Here is a 1508-nt window from a genome sequence, read left to right as displayed (position 1 = left end):
GCAGAAGCGCCGCAGGATGGGCTCGATGTGCTCGCCGAAGGACACCCTGGCCGGGAACGGCAGTTGCTTCTCGGTGACGAAGACGTCGAAGAGCAGGTCGTAGAGCGTGCGCAGGGTCCGCACGTCGGGCGCGAAGTTGGGCGGCCCGACCACGACCCACGCCGGGTCGACGGGTACCCGGACTCCGTCGATGGTGACCTCGGCGGTGACCGGGCCATCCGAAACGTCGTCGTACCACCCGGTGTTGTTGGTGACCGAGGCGAGCGGCAGTCGGTCGGGGGAGCCCGAGGTGCCGTGCCCGCCGAGCACCACCAGGCGGCCGAGCGCGTCGGTGTGCATCTCGCCCAACGGCACGTCGACCCGGCCCAGGAAACGACCGCCGTCGAACGGCACGGTGGTGCCGTGCGCCGATGCGTCGATGGTCTTGCGACCCGGGTCGATCACGAGCGACCCGCGATCGGCGACCTGCGGGTTGCGCCGCACCGACGGCTTGATCCTGGGATCCCGCGAATCGGGGATGTCCAGCGGCAGGTGGAACTCGTACCACCCGGCCTTGCGGTTGGCCACGTGTACGCCCCACCGCACCGAGGTGGCGGCGTCGCCGACGGTCACTTCGCGCACGACCCGCCCGGCGGCGTCGTAGCCGAAGAGCCGAAATCGGGCCGCCTGGCGCTTGATCGCGCCGTCGCGGTCCTTGTAGGCGCCGGGCGGGGCGACCTTCGGGTTCGGGGTCTCGGGTGCGTAGTACCAGCCGTCCGGGCGGGTGCTGTTGCCCACCCGGGCGATGCCGATGGCCGGATGGATCTTGATCCTCGCGATCCGCGCGTCGTCGGCGGGTCTGCCGTTGCGGTCGTTGCGGTCGTTGCGGTCGTTCGGGTTGCTCGGGTCGGCGTGGCCGCTCGGGTCGTGCCGATTGCCTTTGCCGCTCTCGCCGTTCGGGTCGCTCACAGCACTCCCGTGCTCTCGTCGCCGGTTCGTCCGCATGTCCACCCGTCTGCTCCTCCGAGGCTCGCCGGTCCTCGCGGGTCCCCGCCGGTCCCGACCGGTCCCGACCGGGAAACCGGAGGGCGCACGCGTGCACCCCCACGCTCGTCAACGGCGAGGGGGCCACACAAGGACCAGGCGGGTGACAGATCCGACCCATCGAGCTTGCAAACTTGCGCAATCCTGCAACCATGGCAGCGGGTCCGGACGTCCATGGGAACACGAGCCGACAAACCGGGCCGGAACCGCGCGGCGAACCACCGCATGCCCGACGAACGACGCGGTGACCCACCGCATGCCCGACGAACGAAACGAGAACTCACGCGATGACGATGGAGGATCAGTGGCAGGCGGCCCGGGCACGCCGGCTGCGCGACGTCGAACTGCTCATGGTCGTCTTCGCGATGGTGGTCACGGCCTACGCCGCCGTGGAGACCGAACTCGCGCTCGGCGGCCGACTACCCGAAGGATTCGCGCTCCGGTCGGCCGCTCTCGCGGTGCCGCCCCTGCTCGCGCATCTGGCG

At 70.6% G+C, this 1508-nt stretch carries 1 protein-coding gene and 1 pseudogene; one reads left to right on the top strand and one right to left on the bottom strand.

From position 1 onward, the window contains the following. Positions 1-948 (bottom strand): LodA/GoxA family CTQ-dependent oxidase (locus tag GT354_RS14195; protein ID WP_346012027.1); only part of this gene is annotated, 948 nt, incomplete at its 3' end. 362 nt (positions 949-1310) lie between these two features. Between GT354_RS14195 and GT354_RS14190 the strand changes: the two are divergent. Then, positions 1311-1508 (top strand): annotated as a pseudogene (locus GT354_RS14190) (hypothetical protein); the annotation flags it as partial.

The organism is Streptomyces sp. SID3343, from assembly GCF_009865215.1.
Taxonomy (GTDB): domain Bacteria; phylum Actinomycetota; class Actinomycetes; order Streptomycetales; family Streptomycetaceae; genus Embleya.
Note: the sequence above shows the minus strand (reverse complement) of the source record. Positions and strands in the feature narration are given on the sequence as shown.